This is a genomic window from Kineosporia sp. NBRC 101677, assembly GCF_030269265.1.
Classification (GTDB): Bacteria; Actinomycetota; Actinomycetes; order Actinomycetales; family Kineosporiaceae; genus Kineosporia; species Kineosporia rhizophila.
The window spans coordinates 955,628-971,995 of record NZ_BSTA01000001.1 but is presented as its reverse complement, the minus strand read 5'-3'; the positions used below and the strand labels follow the sequence as shown (position 1 = coordinate 971,995).

General features: G+C 71.3%; 20 protein-coding genes. 16 read left to right on the top strand and 4 right to left on the bottom strand.

Annotation, left to right across the window (positions count from 1 at the left end; all coding sequences use genetic code 11):
* The 3 genes from QSK18_RS04430 (at position 1) to QSK18_RS04420 (ending at position 1,680) form a co-directional block, all read left to right on the top strand.
* Positions 1 to 633 (top strand): response regulator, encoded by a 633-nt coding sequence (locus tag QSK18_RS04430; protein WP_285616624.1) that lies wholly within the window; start codon positions 1 to 3, stop codon positions 631 to 633.
* Positions 634 to 721: 88 nt separating this feature from the next.
* On the top strand, positions 722 to 940 hold the full coding sequence (locus QSK18_RS04425) for a hypothetical protein (RefSeq protein WP_232808627.1): 219 nt from the start codon (positions 722 to 724) through the stop codon (positions 938 to 940).
* Between the two features lie 17 nt (positions 941 to 957).
* Positions 958 to 1,680, top strand: coding sequence for a pilus assembly protein TadG-related protein (locus QSK18_RS04420; RefSeq protein ID WP_269809422.1), 723 nt, complete (start codon positions 958 to 960; stop codon positions 1,678 to 1,680).
* Here the strand turns inward: QSK18_RS04420 and QSK18_RS04415 are convergent.
* The 3 genes from QSK18_RS04415 to QSK18_RS04405 form a co-directional block, all read right to left on the bottom strand.
* Positions 1,670 to 2,626 (bottom strand): hypothetical protein, encoded by a 957-nt coding sequence (locus QSK18_RS04415; protein ID WP_285616623.1) that lies wholly within the window; start codon positions 2,624 to 2,626, stop codon positions 1,670 to 1,672. The genes QSK18_RS04420 and QSK18_RS04415 overlap by 11 nt on opposite strands.
* 68 nt (positions 2,627 to 2,694) lie before the next feature.
* A complete protein-coding gene (locus tag QSK18_RS04410) occupies positions 2,695 to 3,303 on the bottom strand; it encodes a putative periplasmic lipoprotein (protein WP_285616622.1) in 609 nt (202 codons plus the stop codon).
* A complete protein-coding gene (locus QSK18_RS04405) occupies positions 3,291 to 4,595 on the bottom strand; it encodes a hypothetical protein (RefSeq protein WP_285616621.1) in 1,305 nt (434 codons plus the stop codon). The genes QSK18_RS04410 and QSK18_RS04405 overlap by 13 nt, the downstream gene beginning before the upstream one ends.
* Before the next feature lie 82 nt (positions 4,596 to 4,677).
* Here QSK18_RS04405 and QSK18_RS04400 point away from each other — a divergent pair, with 82 nt between their 5' ends.
* Together QSK18_RS04400 and QSK18_RS04395 are read left to right on the top strand one after the other, a co-directional pair.
* On the top strand, positions 4,678 to 5,004 hold the full coding sequence (locus QSK18_RS04400) for a DUF192 domain-containing protein (RefSeq protein WP_285616620.1): 327 nt from the start codon (positions 4,678 to 4,680) through the stop codon (positions 5,002 to 5,004).
* A gap of 11 nt (positions 5,005 to 5,015) precedes the next feature.
* On the top strand, positions 5,016 to 5,423 hold the full coding sequence (locus QSK18_RS04395; protein WP_285616619.1) for a DUF3592 domain-containing protein: 408 nt from the start codon (positions 5,016 to 5,018) through the stop codon (positions 5,421 to 5,423).
* Positions 5,424 to 5,752: 329 nt separating this feature from the next.
* Here the strand turns inward: QSK18_RS04395 and QSK18_RS04390 are convergent, their stop codons facing one another.
* Positions 5,753 to 6,109, bottom strand: a complete 357-nt coding sequence (locus QSK18_RS04390) for a DUF192 domain-containing protein (protein ID WP_285616618.1) — start codon at positions 6,107 to 6,109, stop codon at positions 5,753 to 5,755.
* 257 nt (positions 6,110 to 6,366) lie between these two features.
* Here QSK18_RS04390 and QSK18_RS04385 point away from each other — a divergent pair, with 257 nt between their 5' ends.
* The 11 genes from QSK18_RS04385 to QSK18_RS04335 all read left to right on the top strand — a co-directional run bounded on the left by QSK18_RS04385 (position 6,367) and on the right by QSK18_RS04335 (position 16,366).
* Positions 6,367 to 7,131 (top strand): hypothetical protein, encoded by a 765-nt coding sequence (locus tag QSK18_RS04385; protein WP_285616617.1) that lies wholly within the window; start codon positions 6,367 to 6,369, stop codon positions 7,129 to 7,131.
* Entirely contained in the window at positions 7,128 to 7,856 is a 729-nt protein-coding gene (gene cpaB / locus QSK18_RS04380) for a Flp pilus assembly protein CpaB (protein WP_232808618.1), read from the top strand. The genes QSK18_RS04385 and cpaB overlap by 4 nt, the downstream gene beginning before the upstream one ends.
* The gene (locus QSK18_RS04375; protein ID WP_285616616.1) at positions 7,856 to 9,397 is read left to right on the top strand and encodes a CpaE/TadZ family protein; all 1,542 of its coding nucleotides are present in this window, start codon (positions 7,856 to 7,858) and stop codon (positions 9,395 to 9,397) included. Before cpaB ends, QSK18_RS04375 begins: the two co-directional genes overlap by 1 nt.
* Positions 9,394 to 9,723 carry a TadE/TadG family type IV pilus assembly protein gene (locus QSK18_RS04370; protein WP_232808616.1) on the top strand — a complete coding sequence of 110 codons (330 nt, stop codon included), beginning with the start codon at positions 9,394 to 9,396 and terminating at the stop codon, positions 9,721 to 9,723. Before QSK18_RS04375 ends, QSK18_RS04370 begins: the two co-directional genes overlap by 4 nt.
* An 89-nt stretch (positions 9,724 to 9,812) precedes the next feature.
* Positions 9,813 to 11,138: a TadA family conjugal transfer-associated ATPase gene (locus QSK18_RS04365; RefSeq protein ID WP_269809518.1), complete on the top strand. Its 1,326-nt coding sequence runs from the start codon at positions 9,813 to 9,815 to the stop codon at positions 11,136 to 11,138.
* A gap of 7 nt (positions 11,139 to 11,145) precedes the next feature.
* Entirely contained in the window at positions 11,146 to 12,066 is a 921-nt protein-coding gene (locus QSK18_RS04360) for a type II secretion system F family protein (protein WP_232808614.1), read from the top strand.
* The gene (locus tag QSK18_RS04355; RefSeq protein ID WP_232808613.1) at positions 12,063 to 12,962 is read left to right on the top strand and encodes a type II secretion system F family protein; all 900 of its coding nucleotides are present in this window, start codon (positions 12,063 to 12,065) and stop codon (positions 12,960 to 12,962) included. Before QSK18_RS04360 ends, QSK18_RS04355 begins: the two co-directional genes overlap by 4 nt.
* Positions 12,962 to 14,194, top strand: coding sequence for a sensor histidine kinase (locus QSK18_RS04350; protein WP_232808612.1), 1,233 nt, complete (start codon positions 12,962 to 12,964; stop codon positions 14,192 to 14,194). Before QSK18_RS04355 ends, QSK18_RS04350 begins: the two co-directional genes overlap by 1 nt.
* On the top strand, positions 14,191 to 14,838 hold the full coding sequence (locus tag QSK18_RS04345; protein ID WP_285616615.1) for a response regulator: 648 nt from the start codon (positions 14,191 to 14,193) through the stop codon (positions 14,836 to 14,838). Before QSK18_RS04350 ends, QSK18_RS04345 begins: the two co-directional genes overlap by 4 nt.
* Before the next feature lie 129 nt (positions 14,839 to 14,967).
* Positions 14,968 to 15,171, top strand: a complete 204-nt coding sequence (locus tag QSK18_RS04340; protein ID WP_232808610.1) for a hypothetical protein — start codon at positions 14,968 to 14,970, stop codon at positions 15,169 to 15,171.
* Positions 15,172 to 15,262: 91 nt separating this feature from the next.
* Positions 15,263 to 16,366 carry an OmpA family protein gene (locus tag QSK18_RS04335; RefSeq protein ID WP_232808609.1) on the top strand — a complete coding sequence of 368 codons (1,104 nt, stop codon included), beginning with the start codon at positions 15,263 to 15,265 and terminating at the stop codon, positions 16,364 to 16,366.
* Positions 16,367 to 16,368: the final 2 nt, after the last annotated feature.

The following is a 16,368-nucleotide window of genomic DNA, read 5'->3' as shown; positions in this document are numbered from 1 at the left end:
GTGACGGTTCTGGTGGCCGACGACAATCCGGTGATCCGGATCGGCCTGCGGCAGCTGCTCGGTGCCGAGCCGGCCACCGACCTGGTGGGTGAGGCCGCAGACGGCGCCGAGGCGTTGCGGCTGGCCCGGGAGCTGCGCCCCGACGTGGTGCTGCTGGACGTCCGGATGCCCGGTACGTCGGGGCTGGAGGTGCTTCCCGAGCTGGCCACCTTCACCTGTGTGCTGATGCTGACCTCGAGCGAAGAGGACGAGACGGTGCGGGCGGCGGTGCAGCTCGGGGCCCGGGGATACCTCGTCTACGGCACTTTCGACGAAACCGCGGTGGTGCAGAACATTCTGGCGGCAGCCGGGGGAGGTTCGGTGTTCAGCGCCTCGGTGGTGCGGGTCCTGGCCGGTCCGCCCGCGCCTGCGGAGTCGGTTCCGGCCGCCGATCCGGCCGTGGCGGCGCTGTTGTCCGAGCGGGAGGCCGGGGTGATGCGCCTGCTGGCGGCCGGGCGCACCAACGGGGAGATCGCGGCCCAGCTGTTCCTGGCCCCGAAAACCGTGAAGAACCACGTGAACCGGATCTTCGCCAAGCTCGGGGTGACCTCCCGCGCCCAGGCCGTCGCGGTCTGGGTGGGCACCGCCCGCTGAAGGACTTTGGGCCCGCGGCTGGGCCCACGGACCCTCGCCGGGCGGGGGCCGGAGGGTTAGCGTTCGGCGCTAACGAGGGGAGAGCAGGATGATTCGCGTCTACTGCGCGCTACTGAGTCTGCTCGCGACGACGGTCGGGCGCGGACGTCGGGCCGGGCAGGACCGGGGGCAGACGGCGGCCGAGTACATGGGCATCGTCGTCATCGTCGCGATCATCATCGTCGCGATCGCCACCAGCAACATCGGCCAGACCATCGCCACGAACATCACCAACAAGATCAACGACATCTTCAACGCAGGAGGCTGACGACGCGGCCGCACCGGATGAAGTCACCGCATCCCGTGCGGTCCCGACGTCGTCCTGAAGGGGAGGAGGGTCAGATCGCGCCGGCCCTCCTCCTCGTCGTGGCCGCGCTGCTGTTCCTGGGTCTGCTCTTCGCCCAGGTGGGCAGCGCCTCCGAGCAGAAGACCCAGACCCAGACGGCCGCCGACTCGGCCGCCGTCGCCGCGACCCACCAGTTGCGCGACGCCACCATCCTGCAGGCGGCGGACGAGATTCCCTGGGGCCTAGGGGTTCTGTTCGCGCCCCTGGGCGGCTGGGAGCCGGACCTGACGGCGGCGGCCTGCGCCGCGGCCCAGCGCAACTGGCAGGAGAACCCACACTCCGGCGGCCTGGGGTGCGGCGACGTCTACCTCGCCGGAACCGGGGACGGGGTGCAGGTGGGGGTGCTGGCTCCGCCCGGTCAGGTGATCGACGGCCCGGCCGACGTGCAGGACCAGAGAGCTCAGGCCGCAGCGCTCTCGCGGATCACGTTCGAGGAGTGCCCGGCACCCGGGCCGGCGAAGCAGGACGCCCTGGCGCACTGGCTGGTGGACACCACGATGGCCAAGCTCGGCCACGACTCCGACTGTTTCACCATGGCCGACGCGATGCAGCTGGAGATCCTCGAGGCCTGGCCGTTCCCGGTCATGGTGGCCGCGGTCGGCCCGCCCGAGGAGATCCTCGACGCGGTGCGGGAGAGCCTGCGGATCGAGATCATCGGCTAGGCACCTGGTAGCCGCAGAACACGCAGCGCGGGGCCGCGGCGACCAGCGCCGCCCCGCACCAGTCGCAGGGTGAGTACGGCTGCAGCGGAACCCGTTGCGCGATCCAGGCGGCCGGGTCACGGGGCACGGCCACGATCTCGGTGGCCTCGTCGTCGCCCCAGAAACCGGGCAGGTCGAGCTCGGTGCGCACTCGGTGCGGCACGTCGCTCACCCCGGTCAGGGCCTGGAGCGGTGCGGGCATGCTGTGCGGGCCGGCGATCAGCACCCGGGTCTCGGCGGAGCCGAAGGCGGCGCGGGTGAAGCCTTCTGAAAGCAGGTCTTTCGACAGTGAGCGCACGATCGGGCGCGGTGTGACCTGGACCGCGAACTGGCGCTGGCCGGGCAGTATCGAGGCCAGGTGGTGGCCCACCCCGACCCCGGGAAGGTCGAGCCCGGTCACACTGTGCAGCACGGCCACGTTCACCAGTTCGGCGGCCAGGGTGGGCAAGACCGAGACCACCAGCGACGACGGCCGTCCGGCCACGGCCAGGGCCTGCTCACTGATGCGGGCCACGGCGTACTGCCCGAGCGGGCCGTTCGGCAGGGCGACCACGGTGATCTCCACGTCGAGAGCGGCCCGGGCCAGGGCCGCCTCGCGGGTGACGGCCGCCTCGGCGGTCTCGCCGCACAGCATGAGCAGCCGGGCTCCGTCGGAGGTGAGGTCTTCCAGGAGGCCGAGACGGGTGGCCGACGAGACGTTGAGCAGGCCGGCCGGCCCGTTCTCCTCGCGCCACAGGTTCAGGTCGTCGGCCAGCAGGACCCGGATCGGCGGTTCGGACGGCTCGGGGGCCGGAGGCGGTGGGGGCGGCGCCGGGGCCGGCTGGGCGCGGCGGGCGGTCTGCCGCAGGATCCGGGTGGGCTGGGTGTCGTGCGGCTCGCGGGGCACCGGCCGGCTCTCCACCGGCACGATCGGGGCCTGGCCGGTGATCGGTTGTGGCCCTGGGAAAATCGGTCGCCCGGGCTCGGCCCCGCTGCTCACGAGGCACCCCCGGGCCGCAGGGTGGAGGCGATCTCCTCGAGCCGGCAGGACTCGACGGCGTCGGCCGGGCCGGCCACGTTGAGCGAGATCAAGGTCGACTCCTCGGTGAGGAACTGGCGCACGAACAGGGCGCCCTGGGGGCCGTACAGATCACCGGGGACGATCGGGTAGCGGCTGCTCTGGCGCACTCCGGCCACGGTGCCGGGAACCGGGTCGATCGGCTCGTTCTGCTCGATCTGCCCGCCCGGTTCGCGGCCGGCCGAGAAGGTGGCGATCGCGGCAGCCGGAAAAGTGCCCCGGTAGTCGAGCTTCTCGCCGGCGATCACGACGCAGGAGCCGCCTTCTGCGGAGGCCCGCCAGACCCGCACCCGGGCGGCGCCGGTCTCGTTCGCAGCGGCGCTCGAGGTCTCCGGTGAGTAGTCGACGTCGCTGGGCAGTTCGAAACTGAGCGCTCCGGTGCCGACCGTGTAGTGGTCCAGCCCGGACAACGGCAACACCTGGGTACGGCCGTCGTTCATGGGTTCCGCCCCGGGAGGGGGTCCGGGATCACTTGAGCAGCCGGCCAGCAGGAGCACGGCCAGCGAAAGCCCGGTCAGGATGCGCACGTCTGCCACCTGACCAGACCCTGGCCGGGCGCATAGTAGAAGTCGTCGCCGGGAAGGGCGCCTCGGACGGTCAGCCCGCCGAGCATGCCCAGACCTACCTCGGGCGAGGCGTTCTGGGCAGTTCGGTAGGCGCTGACCGTGACCGAGGTGCCGGGCGCCCCGGCGTCGAGCAGGGCGTACAGGCGCTGGACGGGATCTTGACCTTCCTCCAGCTCCGAGCCCTGGCCCAGATCGAGCAGTAACGGCACGCCCAGCCAGTGCAGCACGTCGGCGGTCGCGCCGGCGGGTTCGCTCCTCAGCAGATCGATCCGGATCGTGGCCCGCCCGACGAACGGTGCCGGTTCCTCTGGTTCCTCCGACTCGACCGAATCGGAGGTGAGATCCGAGCCTTCGGGCTCACCGACGTCCAAAAGCGTGCCCAGCAGATGCTCCGGGGTGCCGGCCGACGCGCTCAGCCACCCCCGCAACCCACCCGCCGTCTCGATCACCAGGTACCGCGCCCGCCCGAACCGGTCGAAGGTCACCCCGGCCACCGTGGTTGCGGATCCGGGGGTTCCCAGACGGAAGGATTCGCCTGCCTTCTCGGTCAGCTCGACGAAAATCGTCGTGGAAGGCTGCTTCTCCTGCGTGACCCGAACCTCTGCGACCCCGGCCACCCCGCCCCCGACGATGCCGCCGCCGACCGCCGAGCGGGCCTGGGCCGCGAGATCCGGGGCCGAGCCCGCGTCGACGAAGTAGGCATGCGGTTGCCGGACCATCTCGCCCGGCATCGGGTGCCCGTCCACCTTTTCGGCGATCCGGGCCAGCAGACCGGTGGGATCGGCGCTCTGCAGCCGGCGCCGGACCGGCTCGTGCTGGGCGGCGGTGATGTACGCGCGGGCGGCACTCTCGGTGGGGAACTCGGTGAGCTCACCCCCGCGGACCGAACCGGGAACGTTGTCGCGCCGGACGAACCAGTGCACCACCGCGTTCTTGTCCACCGTGCGGCTCAGCGTCAACCGTCCGGAACTGCCCAGGTCGTCGGTGAACAGCACCGCATCGTCGGGCACCACGTCGGCGTGGCTGAGTACCTGACAACGGGTCTCGGCCGCGGCGGCGATGACCGGCGCTGCGCAGGCCGTGTCGCCGTTGCCGCAGAAGGTCTTGCGCACACCGTGCCCGAGCACCGGCGTCAGCACCACGGTGACCAGTACCACCAGGCAGCTGCCGGTGAGCACGGCGAGGTACCGGATCGGCGACGGGCCGGCGTCCGGGAGCGCTGCGCGATCAGGGCGACGAACGATCAGGCTCATCACTGGTCACTGTGCCGTACCGGACGATTACATGGTGGCGATTCGCGTGATTGTTACCTTTGGACCCGATGTGAGGACGTTCGTGAAGACTTTGTCGGTGGACGGTGTGCCGGTGGCTCAGGTCGAGGTGGCCGTCAGCTACGCCGCGCGCTCGAAAGGACTGCTGGGGCGGGACGGGATCGCGACCGGCCTGGTGCTGCGCCCGGGCTCGAGTGTGCACACCTTCGGTATGCGGTTCGCGATCGACGTGGTCTACGTGCGTCGCGACGGCCGGGTGCTGGCAGTGGCGCCGATGCGGCCCCACCGGCTCGGCCGGCCCCGGCTGCGGTCGGCCTGGATCCTCGAGACGGAGGCCGGGCGGGCGGCGGCGTGGGGCATCGTTCCCGGGCGGGAACTCGGCCTGGCCTAGGGTGAGTTCCCATGTACGACACCGCTGGACCGATGCTGTTGGCCCGGAGTGTGGTCGGGGTGCTCTTCCTGCTCTGTCTGGGCACCGGGCTGCTGCGGCGCAGCCGGCAGAACGAGGTGCGGCGGATCTGGCCCGAGGTGGTCGGCGAGGTGATCGGCGAGCGCAGTGTGATCGGCGCCTCGAACCGCCGTCCGGTGGTGCGCTTCACCACCCGGCACGGAGAGACGGTGGTGGCCGAACGCCGCACCGGCTTCGCCGTCGTGACGCCGGTGATCGGCAAGCGGGTGCCGGTCTGGTACGACCCGTCCGATCCCCAGCACTTCCAGGTCCAGGTGCTCGCGCTCGACCGGCGGGGCTCGATCTCGTTCGTCCTCGCGGGAATCCTGGCGGCGCTCTTCGGGATCCTGCTCCTGTCCTGAGGACTGACCGAAGGTAGTCGAACCGTTTCGGACCTGCGTCCGAATTTCGACATCGTGTTCGACATTCACCACCGGTGGTGACCGGGTTCCCTCGGACGGCGTGATGTCGTTCACGGAAAGTGTGCAGCGGCGGCTTGCATCCCTACAGTTGTCGACAAGGGGGCGGTGCCGGAGGGATCCGGTGCTGCTCGGTAGGGTCAGGAAGGGGCCGAGAAGCTTCCGGTTCGGCTTGACCAGGGTGAAAACCCCTGGTTAGGGCGGTCTTCGGGAGTGCGCGGGTGCGGTATGTTCTGCCCGGGGGGATGATGGCCGGTGACTTCGGAGGGACGTCACCGGCCATTTCCATTGTCGTGGGCGGTAATTCGGCTGCCTACCCGAAGTCCCCACCGGCTGAACGATCCTCGGTTCGCCTCGAGTACCTGACGCACGCCCGGGCGGGGACGGGTCAGGCCGAACGGTCGCAGGGTGAGCACGTGCAGAACGGTCGCCTCGTCGTCGAGCAGGGCGACGTCGAGCGCGTACAGCATGCCCATCCCGTGCACGCTGTTGCCCGGTCGCAGCAGCAGTGCGCCGGGGATCGACCGGGTGCCGAGCAGGCCGCGGGCGCGGCGCCAGTAGCTGTCGGCCAGCCAGAGCGGGGCCACGTCACGCCCGTCGACGTGTAAGCGGAGCGTAGTCGTTCTCATTCGGACTCCTGTTCAGTTGTCGGACGACTCGTAAGAGATGTCTAACCACGAGTTATGAAGTTCCGGCATATGACGTGACTACCTTCACTGAGAGTGCACAAAGGCCGAATCAGGTTCTATGGTGTGGGAACGCCGGGGGGCGTAGAGCGTACATAGTCGAAACGGTGAGTGATTGCCGTCAAGGGTGGGGTTCCGAGCGTATGTGGTCCTGTCTGGTGGTTGCGGATCCTGGATCGACGCGGGCGTCGGTGGGTGGCGTGGAAGTGGTGGCGGTCGACGAGGTGGTCTCCTCGATCGAGGAGATCCGGCATCGGATCGGGCACCGCTACGTCTCCGTCGCGGCCCCCGAGGCCCTCGCCGAACGCGTGTCTCTACAGGTCACGCTCGCGGCCGGGCATCTGCCGGAGATGGAACTGGCGGGCCTGTACAGCCCTCAGGCGCCGCTGGCCATCCTGTCTGCGCTGACTTTCGCGCGGTCGGTGACCGAGGAGCCCGCCCTGGGCCACGAACTGGCCCGCACGCTGCTGGGGCATTCCTGGTCGGGAGCCTGGACGGCCTCGGTGAGCAGGCTCGGGCGCCCGGCCCCGAGCATGAGTCAGCATCTGCGCTCGCTGTTGCCCGGTCCCGGCTTCCTGGTACGCCAGGGAGACCATCCTCATGTGTTCAACCGGGTTGTCCCGGAAGCCTTCTCCCGGTCGTCCGGTGATCAGGTGCTGCTGATGGAGGAGGAGGGCGTGCCCGGCCCGGTGGCCGAGCAGCTCGCCCGGCTGGCCGGTTCCGTGAGTGTCCGCCCGGTTCGGCTTCCGGGCCGCTGGGAATCGGTCTACGGCACGGCCCGGGCCGGTCAGCTGGCCGCGCTGCCGGCCCGCCCCGCCGACCTGCTGGCCCGGCCGTCGGCCCGGTGCCGGGCCTGCGGGCTCGAGCAGATCGCGGCGATCTGCCCATTCTGTCGGGTCCACACCGAGAGCGCCTCCGGCGTAGGTGGTTCCCCGTCCCGTTCGACCTCCGGAGGTCTCCGTTGAACCCCCGCCAGCGCCGCGGCGTCCTGTTCATGCTCCTGGCCGCCCTGCTCGGCATCACCGTCTTCGTGATGGTGGCCAGTTACACCTCGAACGTCGAGAGCGAGGTCGGGGCGAAGGTGACCGTGTACCAGGCCAAGGCCCAGATCCCGGCCTACACCGAACTGAGCGAGGCCAACCTGCAGCCGGTCGAGGTGCCGGAGCGCTGGACCTCGGCCGCCAGCCGGCAGGAACTGGCCGACCTGCTCGGCCGCAAGGTGGGTTTCAACGTCGAGACCGGCACCACGATCAGCGCGGACATGCTGCTGGCGGTCTCCGACCTGAACCCGGACGAGCGGGAGATCGCGATCAACGTCGACCCGGTGACCGGGATCGGCGGGCGGGTGACCTCGGGCGACCGGGTGGACATCTACGCGGTCTTCGCCGACGTCAACGGCCTGGCCAAGCAGGTCCAGGTGCTGGTGCGGGACGTGCGGGTGGTCTCGATCGGCGGGCAGCAGACGGTGACCACCGAGGACGAGCGCGGAGTGGGGCAGTCCGACGTGGTGCCGGTGACCCTGGCCCTGAAGCCGGACGACGCGCTGGCGGTGACCTACGCCAACGCCTTCGCCCAGGAGGTCCGGCTGGTTGGCCTGCCCACCGACGAGAACGCCGACCGCAGCGGTGAGCAGGACCGCTTCGACGCCAAACAGCTCGGTGGGAAAGCGGTTCCGGAGGGGACTAACTGATGATCAGCGTGGTGATCGGTGCCGCCGACCAGTCGGTGGCCTACGAGTTGCGCGCCGCCCTGGGCGAGATGGACGGCGTGGAGGTGCAGTTCGTGGTGGAGACCACGAGCGAGCTGGTGGCCGCCGTGCTGCGGCTGGAGCCGGACGTGGTGCTGGTGCACGACCAGCTCGGCCCGGACCCGGCCCTGCAGGCGGTGCGCGACCTGTCGCTGCGCCGGCCCGGCTGCGCCCTGCTGGTGGTGACCGCGAGCGCCGACACCAGCCAGTTCACGATGGCGATGGACGTCGGGGCGCGCGGGGTGGTCGCGTTCCCGCCGGCCTACGAGGACCTGCGGGCCCGGATCACGGCGGCCGGTGAGTGGTCTCAGCAGATGCGCCGGATCCTGGCCGCTCCCCGGGACGCCGGTGTGCTCAGCGGCCCGGGCCGGGCCCGGGTGATCGCCTTCGCCGGGGCCAAGGGCGGGGTGGGCACCACCACGGTGGCCACCCACCTGGCCCTGGACGTGCTGCGCAACCTGCCCGGGCACCGGGTCTGCCTGGTCGACCTCGACCTGGAGAAGGGCGACGTCTCGGGCATTCTCGAGGTCCGGCACCGTACCTCGGTGGCCGACGTGGCCAAGGTCTCCGAAGATCTGTCGGCGCAGGCCGTGGCCGACGCGGTGGTGCTGCACGAGAGCGGGCTCGGGCTGCTGCTGGCCCCGGCCGACGTGCGGGACATCGAGGCGGTGCACCCGCAGTCGCTGCGGGAGGTGTTCGCGGTGCTGCGGCATGAGTACGACCTGGTCGTCGTGGACGCCGGGGCGCACGTGACGCCGGTGCAGGCGGCCGCGGTGGAGCTGGCCGACGAGGTGGTCATGCTGACCACGCCGGACGTGCTGGCCCTGCGCGGCCTACGGCGCACGATCACCCAGTGGGAGGGGCTGGGCGTGCGCAAGGAGAGCGACCTCCACGTGCTGGTCAACCGCGTCAGCCGGCAGTCCAGCGTGTCGGCCGAGACGATCCGCCAGCTCACCCGCGCACCGGTTCTCAGCGCGGGGCTCCCCGCGATGTTCCGGCGACTGGAACCCGTCATCAATTCTCGTTCGCCGCTGGAACTGCGCGACGACGTGTGGTGGAAGGCGCTGCGGGCCGTGGGCCACGAGGTGCAGGTGGCGCCGGGCGCCCCGGCGGTGGCCGCCGAGCCGGCCAAGGGCCGCTCCCGGCGCCGCGGCAAGGACGACGGGCAGGCCGCCATCGAGGTGGTCGGCACCCTGCCCGTGCTGCTGTTCACCCTGCTGGTGATCTGGCAGCTGGTGCTCTTCGGGATGACGTTCGTCTGGTCCGGGCACGCGGCCTCGGCGGCGGCCCGGGCGGTCTCGGTGGGCCAGGACCCGGCGGTGGCGGCGCGGGCCGGGGTGCCCGGAGGTCTCGCCGGTGACCTCTCGGTGAGTACCTCCGGCAACACCGTGACGGTGAATCTGCCGGTGCCGATGGTGGTTCCGGGCACGGCCTCGTTCCCCGGCGGGGTCGAGACCAGCCGCACCGTGGTGATGGAACCGTGAGGCGGCCCGGTGGTGAGCGCGGGCAGTCCTCGCTCGAGATCGCGGTGCTGCTGCCGATCGTCCTGGTGGTGGGGTTGTACGTGTTCCAGGCGGCCGTGGCGATGTGGGCCATGACCTCGGCCAACGAGGCCACCCGGCAGGCCGCCCGGGCCTACAGCCTGGGGCAGGACCCTGCCTCCGCGGCCGAGGCCGCGCTGCCCGGCGCCCTGGACGTGGCCTCGGTGCAGACCACCGGGCCCGGGCACGGGGTGCGGCTGACCGTGCAGGTGCCGCGGGTGGCGCCGATGCCCACCTTCCGGATCACCCGGGAGGTGGTGATGCCGTGAGGTCCTACCGGGATTTCGTGGCTCCGGCCGAGCTCGGCGGCACTCGCGAGCCGGCGGCCGGGGCCGGTCTGGGCGCCGATGCCGACCAGATGCTGATCGAGCGGTTCAAGCGCCTGCTGCTCGAGGAGGTGGACCTGCGCGAGCTCGGCCGGCTGGAGATCTCCCAGCGCCGGGTCCGGCTGGAACGCGTTCTCGCGCACCTGGTCTCCCGTGAGGGCGTGATCCTCAGCACCCGTGAGCGGGCGTCGCTGGTGCGCCGGGTGGTCGACGAGTCGGTCGGCCTGGGCGTGCTGGAACCGCTGCTGGCCGACCCGTCGGTCGGCGAGATCATGATCAACGGACACGACACCATCTACGTCGAGCGGTTCGGCCGGCTGCAGCGGGTGCCCTCCGGGTTCACCAACAACGAGCAGCTGCTGCAGGCGATCGACCGGATCGTGTCCACCGTGAACCGGCGGGTGGACGAGTCCAGCCCGATGGTCGACGCGCGGATCCCGGCCGATCACCGGATGCCCCGCGGGGCTCGGGTCAACGTGGTGCTGCCGCCGCTGGCGCTGGCCGGGCCCACGGTCACCATCCGGCTCTTCCCCAAGGCCTACGGCCTGTCCGAGCTGATGGCCCGGGGCAGCCTCGACCAGGTCACCGCCGACCTGCTGGCGGCCTGCGTGCGGGCCCGGCTGAGCCTGGTGGTCTCGGGCGGGACGGCGTCGGGCAAGACCACGATGCTGAACGCCCTGTCGGCCTTCATCCCCGGGCACGAGCGGATCGTCACCATCGAGGACGCGGCCGAGCTGGCGCTGCAGCAGGACCACGTGATCCAGCTGGAGACCCGGCCGGCCAACGTCGAGGGCCAGGGCGCGGTCACGATCCGCGACCTGGTGCGGAACTCGCTGCGGATGCGGCCCGACCGGATCGTGGTCGGGGAGTGCCGTGGTGGCGAGGCGCTGGACATGTTGCAGGCGATGAACACCGGCCACGACGGCTCGCTGACCACCGTGCACGCCAACAGTTCCGAGGACGCCCTGTCGCGGCTGGAGACCCTGGCCTCGATGAGCGAGGTCCGGATCCCGTTCGAGGCCCTGCGCGACCAGGTGAACACCGCGGTGGACATCGTGGTTCAGCTGAACCGCCAGGCCGACGGCACCCGCCGGGTCACCGAGGTCGGCTATCTGACCTCGCGCCGGCAGGAGCCGTTCAGCGTGGTGCCGCTGATGCGCTGGGAACCGGACGCCCCCGGGGCGGCGCCGGGCCAGCGCGGTGCGTTCGTGCGCTACCCGCTGCCTCCGGCGCTGGCCCAACGGCTGGCCGAGCGGGGGGAACGGGTTCCGGACGGCTTCGGCGAACCGGCCTCGCCGCGCCGGGCCGGACGACGGAGCACATTCGGTCCCAGTACCCAGCCGATCGAGCTGAGGTGAGGTCTGCGTGTACCTGCTGATCCTGTTGCTCCTCGTCCTCGCGGCGGGAGCCTTCCTGGCCGGGGTGACCCAGTTCCTGTCCGTGTCGGCCGGGCGCCGTCAGGTGGTCCAGGCCGTGATGGGCGACGACTACTACGCCGGGGGCGCCCGGCTCGACCGGGCCGACCGTGTCTTCCGGGCGACCTCCTTGGGGCGTCGGCTGGAACGCGAGATGGTGCTGGCCGGTCTTGACCGGCGTCCCGTAGTTGTCTTCGGGGCCGGCGTCGGGGTCGCGGTGGTGGCCGCGATCGCTCTCTGGGTGCTGCTGGCCCCGCTCTTCGGAGTGGTCGGAGTGGCCTCCGGGCTGGTCGCGGTGCGCGCCTACCTGAGTCGTGAGAGAGCGCGGCGGCTCGAGGCCTTCGTCACCCAGATGCCGGAGCTGGCCCGGGTTCTGGCCAACGCCACCAACGCCGGTCTGTCCATCTCGACCGCGGTGGCGGTGGCCGGGGCCGAGCTGGCCGAGCCGGCCCGCACCGAGATGCGCCGGATCAGCGAGCGGGTCGCCTTCGGCGTGCCGCTGGAGACCGCGCTGGGCGAACTGCAGGAGCGGCTGGTCTCCCGGGAGGTCGGCGTGCTGGCCGCCACGCTGGTGGTCAGTGCCCGCAGCGGTGGTTCGCTGGTGGAGGCCCTGCGCGAGATCGCCGACACCCTGGAGACCCGCAAGGAGACCCGGCGGGAGGTGCGCACGACGCTGGCCCAGTCGGTGGCCACCGGCTACATCATCATCGTGCTCGGGTTCCTGGTGCTGGTCGGGATGAACCTGGCCTACCCCGGGTCGGTGCGGGAGATGACCACCGTCCTGGTCGGTCAGGCCGCCCTGGCGGTCTCCGGCCTGCTGTTCGCGGTCGGCCTGACGATGATCCGCAAGCTGACCCGGGTCGAGTCGTGACCGCGCTGGTGCCGGGCGTGCTGGCGCTGGCCGCGGTGCTGCTCTTCTTCCGTGGCTGGCGGCTGCTGCGCTCGCGCGACATCGAGGGTCTCGACGTGGGTGACCTGGTCCTGCTCAGCCGGGAGCAGCAGCAGAAGGCCACCGGCGGCGGGCCGCTGTACCGGATGGCGGGACCGCTGGTGCCGCCGTTGCGGGCGCTGCTGGGCACCCAGGGCCTGCGCTGGCTCGACCGGCAGGTCACGCTGGCCGGCCGCCCGGACGGCGCCACCGCCGACACCGTGCTGCGCACCGCGGGCATGTGGATCCTGATCTTCGGCCCGGTCGCCCTGCTGTGCCTGCTGCTGGGTCAGTTCCTCGCCGTCGGCCTCACCCTGGTACTGGTCGTGATCATGCCGCTGGCCCGGCTCTCCCGGGCCCGGCGCCTGCGGCAGCAGCGCCTCGACCAGGACCTGCCCGACTTCCTGGACATCCTCAGCGTCACGGTCTCGGCCGGGGTGGCCTTCCGGCCCGCGCTGCTGCGGGTGGCCCAGCGCTACCAGGGGCCGCTGGCCGAGGAGATGACGCTGACCCTGAACCAGATCGCCAACGGGGCCAGCCGCCGCTCGGCCTTCACCCAGCTGCGCGACCGGAACGACTCCGAGGCCCTGGCCCAGTTCGTCACCGCCTTCCTGCAGTCCGAGGAACTGGGCGCCCCGCTGGCCCAGACGCTCAAGCAGATCGCGGTCGAGATGCGCCGCAGCAACGCCCAGCGGATGCGCCGCCGGGCCGCCCAGGCCGCCCCGCGGGTGACCCTGGTGACCAGCCTGCTGCTGGTCCCGGCGATCATGGTGCTGATCTTCGTCGGTCTCTTCCTCGGGTCGGACGTCGACTTCGGTTCCCTGCTGGGGGGTTCCTGATGGTCGGCGCGGCCCACCCGCGGGTGCACTCCGCCTTCTACCCGGCGGCCTCGGGCGACCTGATCCAGAGCGTCAAACTGGCCATGCTGGTGCGGCTCGCCTCGATCGGCGTGGGGCTGGTCGGGCTGGTCGGCGAGCAGCTGACCGGCCGGCTGCTGCTGGCGATCTTCCTGCTCGGGGCCAGCAGCCTGGCCGGTGTGCTCTACCCGCAGTTCCTCGGCCTGCTCACCCGGCACCCGCTGCTGGCCCTGATCGACGTGCTGCTGGTGGTCGCCGTCCTCGGCGTGCTGGGCGTGGACAGCCCGCTGGCCCTGGCCGCCCTGAGCACGGCGTTCCTGATCGGCCTGCTCTACCCGCTCCCGGTGGCCTGCATCCTCGGCCCGTGTCTGGCCCTGACCTACGCGGCGGCCGCGATCCGGCAGCACGCGGGTGACTCGGCAACGCCGTTCCTGCTGCTGTACGGGCTGCCGGTGGCCTTCCTCTGCCTGGTCTGGATCGGCCGCTCGGTGGCCCGGATCTACCAGGCCCAGCAGGTGGCCGAGCGGGAGCTGGCGATCCGGGTGCAGGCGGCCGCGGCCCAGGACGAGCGGTCCCGGCTGGCCCGGGAGATGCACGACTCGCTGGCGAAGTCGCTGCAGGGCATCGCCTTCGGCGCCTCCGCCCTGCCCAGCTGGGTGGAGCAGGACGGCCTGCGGGCCCAGCAGGTCGCCGCCGATCTGGCGGTCAGTGCGCAGCAGGCGGTGCAGGAGGCCCGCACGCTGCTGACCCGGATGCGCACCGACGAACCGTCCCGGGACTTCCACGAGGTGCTGGGCGACTTTCTGAGGGCCTGGGGGGCTCAGCACGAACGCCGGCTCTGCGTCCGGCTGGAGGCCATCCAGCCGCTGGGGGCCGACACCCGTTACGAACTGCTGGCCGCCCTGGAGGAGGCTCTGGAGAACGTCCGGCGGCACGCTCCGCAGGGCCCGGTCGAGGTCCGGCTGGAGCCGGACGAGGAGTTCGCGGTGCTGACCGTGTGCGACTCCGGGCCCGGATTCGATCTCGGCATCATCGGTTCCCGGGAGGCCGAGGGGCATTTCGGGATCCGGGGCATGCGGGAGCGGCTGCAGGAGATCGGTGGGACCTGCCGGATCTTGTCGCGGTCGGAAGGCGGTACCTCGGTGGTGCTGCGGGCCCCGCTGACCGACGTGCACCTGCTGCCCTCGCTGGAGATCCGGCAGGTCGAGCCGTGAGGCCGGTCTCGGTCCTGGTGGTCGACGACAACAGCAGCGTCCGCGCGGGTCTGCGCGGGCTGCTGGCCGCCAGCCCGGACATCCACGTGGTCGGAGAGGCCTGGGACGGGGAGCGGGCGGTGGAGCTCACCCGGGCCCTGCAGCCCGACGTCGTGCTGCTGGACGTGCGCATGCCGCGCCGGGACGGGGTCAGTGCCGCCGCCGAGATCGCCCTCACCAGCAAGGTCCTGATGCTGACGTTCACCGAGGACCACGAGGTGATCCGCACGGCGGTGGACGCCGGCGCGTCCGGGTACCTGGTGCACGGCGCCTTCCAGCCGGACGACCTGGTGGGTGGAGTTCTGGCGGTGGCCCGGGGCTCGGGCATCTTCTCGGTCGGTGCGCTGGACGCGCTTCGGGGCTCCCCGGCGCCCGCCCCGGAGCCCACCGAGGCACCGGACCTGGGGTTGAGCACGCGGCAGACCGAGATCCTGGAACTGATCGCCGAGGGCCTGTCGAACGGTGAGATCGCCGACCGGTGCTTCCTTTCCGAGAAGACGGTGAAGAACCACATCAACCGGATCTTCGCCACGCTCGGGGTGCGCACCCGCAGCGAGGCGATCGCCCTGTGGTTCCGGGGCCGGACACAGGGCCGGGGACGGTGAGGGATTGGGCCCCTGGGCCCACGGCGGCGGCGGTTTCCGGGCATAGCGTTGGCGATGTCGAAAGTTCCCGGAGAACAGGACCTCCCGGGACGGGAGCGTCGGGCGGGGCCCGGCACGAAGGAGCATCGCATGACCAGGAAGCTTGTCTCCATGCAGATTTGGGCCGCGAAGCGCATCGAGGGGGCGCGCGACCGCGGTCAGGGCACGATCGAGTACGTCGGCATGGTGATCGCCGCTGTGGTGGTGGTGCTCGCCGTGGCCACCGCGATCAAGGCGGCCGGTATCGACACCACGGTCGGCGACAAGATCAAGAGCGTGCTGAACCAGGGCTGATCCCTGATCCACGGTGCGGGCGAAGGACTTCGGGTCCTTCGCCCGCATCGGCATGTCACCGGGCACCGGAACCGTCGGAAGGGTGGAGATGATGGTCGAGCAGAAGCCAGGTCCCAGCGGGCGAAGGCGTAGCGGGGTGCTCGTCGCGGCCCTCCTGCCTCTGGTCGCCGGCCTGTTCGCGGCCCCCGCGGCGAAGGCCGCCACCAGCCCCCAGGTTCCGGTGCTGGGAACGACCACGCTGACTGCGGACCGGGAGGCCGACGGGGTGCGGGCCACCGTGCTGGTGCACGGGGTCCGGCGCATCCCGGGTGCCTCGGTGGTCTACTTCTCCGGCGGCATCCCCAGCGGTGAGACCTCCGCCTCGTGGGGCTATTTCAACCGCATCGCGGTCGACCGGCTGGTCTCCCCCTACACGACGGTCGGCAAGGTGCGCCTGGCCGACTTCGCGAACCGCCGCGTGTACCTTCCGCTGCACGGTCAGGACGCGAACGGTACCGAGCAGATGCTGGTCTCGCCGGAGGCGGCCTGGCCGTCCGGGCAGCCGGGCGGCACCTTCTACACCTTCTACGCGGTGATGCCGGAACTGCCGGACGACCTGGAGCAGGTGGACATCCTGTTCGGCAACGCCGACGTGGTCCACGACGTGCCGGTCGAGGACGGAGTCCTGGAACCCGCCGTCGCGCAGGAGGGCCCGATCCGTACCGGTGAGGGCTGGCCGCAGATCGACCAGGCCGCGGCGGCCGCCTCGCTGGAACCGGAGAAGTCGGTGGTCCCGATGACGGTGGAGACCTCCGACCTCGAGGAGACCGTGACAGAGCGCTCGGAGGCGGACACCACCTCGGTCGACCTCGCCGCCGACGTGCTGTTCGCGGTCGACTCGGCCGAACTGGGGCCGGACGCCGGCCAGGCCCTGCAGAAGGCCGCCGACGAGGTGAACGCCTCGGCGAAGGGCGGGCAGGTCCGGGTCGTGGGACACACCGACAGCACCGGCAGCGACCCGCACAACCTGGACCTGTCGCAGCGCCGCGCCCAGGCGGTTGCCGAGGCCCTGAAACCGCTGATCACGATTTCCGGCGTCACGTACGACGTCTCCGGCGTGGGCGAGGCCGACCCGGTGGACAGCAATGCCACCGACGAAGGACGCAGGCGGAACCGTCGGGTGAGTGTGGTCATCGGTTCGGGTGAAGGGAAATGAGC